This is a genomic window from Vibrio sp. 1727 (assembly GCF_033344415.1).
In the GTDB taxonomy this organism is placed as follows: Bacteria; Pseudomonadota; Gammaproteobacteria; order Enterobacterales; family Vibrionaceae; genus Vibrio; species Vibrio alginolyticus.
The window spans coordinates 1-693 of record NZ_JAWPOT010000278.1 but is presented as its reverse complement, the minus strand read 5'-3'; the positions used below and the strand labels follow the sequence as shown (position 1 = coordinate 693).

Here is a 693-nt window from a genome sequence, read left to right as displayed (position 1 = left end):
CGTTATCATTTTTTTGTGTTGCTACGATCTTAAGTTTGATGCCAAACATTTCTCGATAAAGGATGCCCTTCAAATGGAAGAAGAATGGCAAGACAAAAATAAAGCCAATACCGTAGAACATAGCCGCAACAATAAACATCAACATAACGCCCATGTAAAGCCCTGCCACAACAAAAATCTTCTTATTGATCGCACGTAGTGATAATAATAACGATTGCATAGGTGGCACTCTTTTCTCGCAAATCAGTAAGATAGAGTGACTAAACGCCATTGCTAAATATAATGAAAGCGGTGGAAGGATCATTCCCGCGACACCTTGCAACGTTAAACTGAACAGCGTTGCAATAATAACAGGAACGGTAAATTGCAGACCTTTACCGACATGACGAACTTTGGTTTTTAGCCCTGCTACGTGACTCATTGCCATCAAACTGATCCCAGCATAAATGGGGGCGCTGATCACTTCATAACTAAAGTTAGCGATATAAATAGCAGAAACGATATTAGCGGTGAATGCTTCCGGATTTTCTATCGCATCGAGAATGACACTTGGGTCGCCCAATTGAAGTTGAAGTGCAATGTAGAAACACCCCATCTGGACAAAAAGCAAAAGAATAATCGCTGGCGAGAACGATAAAAAGTATTGAATGGTTGCGCGCCAAGCTTCACTAAATACAGCCCTCGCTTTTAGTT

The 693-nt window shown here is 41.0% G+C and carries 1 protein-coding gene; it reads right to left on the bottom strand.

Going from position 1 to position 693, the window contains the following annotated elements:
- Positions 1–693 (bottom strand): hypothetical protein (locus R8O10_RS25225; protein ID WP_318191958.1); only part of this gene is annotated, 693 nt, incomplete at both ends.